The sequence below is a fragment of the Chitinophaga sp. genome (genome assembly GCF_036569125.1).
Taxonomy (GTDB): Bacteria; Bacteroidota; Bacteroidia; order Chitinophagales; family Chitinophagaceae; genus Chitinophaga.
In genome coordinates, this window is record NZ_DATCRF010000026.1 from 1 (window position 1) to 4,157 (window position 4,157).

Below are 4,157 nucleotides of genomic sequence, written 5' to 3' on the forward strand. Positions count from 1 at the left end.
CGGCCGGCGTACTGTATAGTGGCACCGCGCCGCAACACTTAAACAGGATCTTAATTTATAACCAGTACCAGGGCACACACCATGCGCTGATATTGTTGGAAAAAGCATAAACAAACTTGTTATACCGCATTACAAATATCACCACCTTTCTGCTGCTCGCAGGGCTTTTGTGCCTGCACAACCTGTGGCAGCCGGTAGCCTGGTGGGTTTTTGTAACGCTGTTATTCGTATATGTGTCGCTGTTGGTATGGGGCTCCATGGATATAAGGGCCGGTTTTTACATGCCGGTTACCTGCCAGGCGCCTACGCAGCAAAAGGTAGTGGCCTTAACTTTTGACGATGGCCCGCTCCAGCAATTCACCCCGCAGGTGCTGGATATATTACAGGCGCATCAGGTGCCCGCTGCTTTTTTTTGCATTGGTAAAAATATACCCGGTAATGAAGGCTTGCTGAAACGGGCGCACGAAGAAGGGCACCTGGTAGGCAACCACAGCTACTCCCATCATTTCTGGTTCGACCTGTTCGGGGCGGGCCGTATGCTGGAAGAGCTGCAGCAAACAGATGCCAATGTGCAGCAGGTAACCGGTCAGCGGCCGCTTTTTTTTCGTCCGCCGTACGGGGTTACTAACCCTAATCTGAGCAAAGCGGTGCGCAAAGGCGGCTACTTTCCATTAGGCTGGAACATCCGCTCTTTAGACACCGTGATAAAAGAAGAAGGACCTTTGCTGGAACGTATTACCGGCAAATTGCAGCCCGGCAGCATTATTTTGCTGCACGACAGCGCTGCAGTAACAGTGCAGGTATTACCGGCGCTGATCGCCTATTTGCACAACAATGGTTATACCATAGAAAGGATTGATAAACTATTAAATAAACCTGCTTATGCGTAGATGGATGTTATTGGCTTGTTGTATGAGCGTGCTGCATATATATGCACAAACAGGCGGTTTTAAACCCGTGGCAGATGCGGCTGCCTTTAAGCAGCAGTTTGCAAAGGCATCGCAAAACACACAATCCATACAGGCCGATTTTGTGCAGGAGAAAAACCTGAGCATGCTGTCTGATAAGATTGTTTCCAAAGGAAAGTTCTGGTTCCGTAAAGAGAATAAGGTACGTATGGAATACCAGCAGCCATCCTATTACCTGATGGTAATGAACGGTAAGGATATTTTTACCAAAGACGGCCAGAAGCAGAACAAGGTGAGCACCAAAGGCAATAAGCTGTTTGAGCAGATCAACCGCATTACGGTAGATTGTGTGCAGGGCAATGTGTTCAATAATCCTGACTTTACCACGAAAGTGCTGGAAAATGCGCAGTACTACCGGTTGGAAATGACGCCGGTATCCAAAGCGCTGCAGCAGTATTTCAAAACTATTGAGCTGCTGGTGGATAAAAAGGATTATTCTGTATCGTCCATTGAAATGCAGGAAGCCGGCGGGGATAATACCATCATTAGCTTTTTGCATAAACAAATGAATGTAAATATCCCGGATGCAGTATTTACGGTTAAATAGTTTATGGCTGGTTTGCCTGTTGTTACTCAGCTCCTGCAGCTCCGTTTACCGCGGCCTGCAGCGCAGCAATGGCGATGTGACTTGCATCCGGCAGTTTCAGCCGCAGTTCAGCAATACGCTGTACAGTACACAGGTAGATGTGCTGAAGCACCACCTGAGCGGTTTGCTGTTCTTCAAAAAAATGCCGGATAGCAGCCTGCGTGTGGTGTTTGCCAATGAAATGGGGTTTAAATTCTTTGACTTTGAGTTCACGAAAGACAGCGGTTTTGTAAAACATTACATGCTGCCGAAAATGGATAAAAAGGTGATCGTAAAAACCCTGCGGAACGATTTTGAATTAGTGCTGCTGCGGGCAAATTTAGAAAAGGCCACCCTGCTGCAGGATAGCGGGTATCATTACATCGCTGTTCCTACTGCCAGGGGCAACAACTATTACATAACGGATACGGCCTGCACCCGGCTGGAGCGGATTGAGAAATCATCTAAACGCAAACCGGTGGTTAAAGTGTGGATGCAGCATTATGAGCAGGGCGTACCGGATACTATTTTAATACAACACCAGAATTTTAAGTTCAATATTTCATTACAACGCGTACAAAAATAATGCTGGAAGGAAGTTTTTATAACATTGTACAATCAGAGCAAACAGCGTCGTCATTTATGGCTTTACTGGCGCTGAATGCCGCGCATCCTGTATTTGACGGGCACTTTCCCGGTCAGCCGGTAGTGCCGGGTGTGTGCATGATGCAAACCATCCAGGAGCTGCTGGAAAAAGGCCTGCAAAGCAAAGTATTGCTGCAAAAGGCCACCAGCATGAAGTTCCTGGTGATGATAAACCCGGTGGTACAACCACAGGTAACCGTTACCCTGCAATACACTTTGCAGGAAAATAATATAGTAAAAGTGAATGCTGTTATTAAAAGTGACAGCAGCATTTTTATGAAATTTCAGGGAACGTTTAGTTTAGTTACGAATTGACAAGTATTGCACCTCATATCGCTGTCCTTATTCCCACCTACAATAACGCCTCCTCCCTGGGGCAGGTATTGCAGGATGTGCTATCCTATACGCAACATGTGATTGTGGTGAATGATGGCAGTACAGATACTACTACTGAAATACTGGACCAGTTCCCAACCGTACAGCGTGTAACGTATACACCTAATCGCGGTAAGGGTATTGCGCTGCGCCGGGGATTTAAATATGCCCTGCAGCAGGGTTATGAATATGTGATCACAATAGATGCAGACGGGCAACACTTTGCTTCCGACCTGCAGGTGTTCCTGGATAAGCTGCAAACAGAAAAGAATGCTATCCTCATTGGCGCACGTAACCTGCATCAGGAGAATATGCCCGGCAAAAACTCTTTTGCCAATAAATTTTCAAACTTCTGGTTTTATGTGGAAACAGGCATGAAGGCTGCGGATACCCAATCCGGCTACCGCCTGTATCCTTTAAACTTAATAGCGCCCATCCGCTTCTGGTGCACCCGTTATGAGTTTGAGGTAGAGGTGCTGGTGCGCAGCGCATGGAGAGGTATTAAAATAGACTGGGTGCCGGTGCAGGTATATTATCCGCCGGCAGAAGAGCGGGTATCACATTTCCGCCCCTTCCAGGATTTTTCCCGCATCAGCGTGTTAAACACGGTGCTGGTGCTCATTACTTTCCTGTACATTAAACCGCGCGATTTTATCCGCTTCCTGTTCAAAAAGGAAAGCTGGCGCTGGTTATGGAAAGAGGTGTTGCTGAATCCCGGTGAATCAAACGGTAAAAAAGCATGGTCCATCGGGCTGGGCATCTTCATGGGTATTGTACCCATCTGGGGTTTCCAGATGTTAGTAGCATTATTGCTGGCCACTCTTTTTAAGCTCAATAAAGCATTGGTGCTCATTGCAGCCAACATCAGCATACCGCCTATGATACCGGTGATCGTGTTCCTGAGCTTTATGGTGGGCCGTTTCTGGGTAGGGCATGATGCTACTTTCTTAATATTCAGTAAGCACCTTACACAGGAGGCCGTGCAGCAGAATTTGTTACAGTATATCTATGGCAGCGTAACGCTGGCCGTGGCAGCGGGGATCATATTTGGATTGGTAACCTATGTGTTGCTGTCCATATTCAGAAAGCAGAAACATGGGTAGTTTTTTTGTACATATCTATAACTTTTATGCAACCCGCAAAGTGTGGCTGTGGATCAGCGTGGTGGCCGCTTTTGCGCTCACCGGCTATTTTGCATCCCGCATTCAGCTGGAAGAGGATATTACCAAAATACTGCCCCAGGATAAAACGCTGAACAAGCTGCAGCAGGTATTTAATGATTCCCGTTTTGCAGATAAGCTGGTGGTTATGGTATCGCAGAAAGATACAACAGCGGAAGCGCAGCCGGATAGCCTGGTAGATGCAGGAAAGGATCTGTGGTGGTGGTTTAACTTTGTGGATGAATTCCCGTTGAGGGATCAATACACCAAAAACTTGCAGATAACGGTGGAAGATACTTTAGTGCTTGGGCTGATGCAGCAGATCCAAACCCATTTGCCGTTGTTCCTCGAACCAAACGATTATCACACAATTGATTCTCTTATACAGCCTCAACGCCTGCAGCAAACACTAGAAAGTAATTATCATACTTTAATATCCCCGGC

At 46.9% G+C, this 4,157-nt stretch carries 5 protein-coding genes and 1 pseudogene; all 6 read left to right on the forward strand.

The features are described from left to right. The first annotated feature begins 116 nt into the window (after window positions 1-116). A complete protein-coding gene (locus VIM87_RS00890) occupies window positions 117-890 on the forward strand; it encodes a polysaccharide deacetylase family protein (RefSeq protein WP_331995143.1) in 774 nt (257 codons plus the stop codon). Further along, entirely contained in the window at window positions 883-1,515 is a 633-nt protein-coding gene (locus tag VIM87_RS00895; RefSeq protein WP_331995144.1) for an outer membrane lipoprotein carrier protein LolA, read from the forward strand. Before VIM87_RS00890 ends, VIM87_RS00895 begins: the two co-directional genes overlap by 8 nt. Continuing rightward, complete coding sequence (locus VIM87_RS00900; protein ID WP_331995145.1) at window positions 1,493-2,119, forward strand: hypothetical protein; 627 nt, start codon at window positions 1,493-1,495, stop codon at window positions 2,117-2,119. Before VIM87_RS00895 ends, VIM87_RS00900 begins: the two co-directional genes overlap by 23 nt. Further along, window positions 2,119-2,493, forward strand: coding sequence for a 3-hydroxyacyl-ACP dehydratase (locus VIM87_RS00905; RefSeq protein ID WP_331995146.1), 375 nt, complete (start codon window positions 2,119-2,121; stop codon window positions 2,491-2,493). The genes VIM87_RS00900 and VIM87_RS00905 overlap by 1 nt, the downstream gene beginning before the upstream one ends. Continuing rightward, on the forward strand, window positions 2,490-3,656 hold the full coding sequence (locus VIM87_RS00910; RefSeq protein WP_331995147.1) for a DUF2062 domain-containing protein: 1,167 nt from the start codon (window positions 2,490-2,492) through the stop codon (window positions 3,654-3,656). Before VIM87_RS00905 ends, VIM87_RS00910 begins: the two co-directional genes overlap by 4 nt. After that, a pseudogene (locus VIM87_RS00915) lies at window positions 3,649-4,157 on the forward strand (glycerol acyltransferase); the annotation flags it as partial. The gene VIM87_RS00910 and the pseudogene VIM87_RS00915, both read left to right, overlap by 8 nt.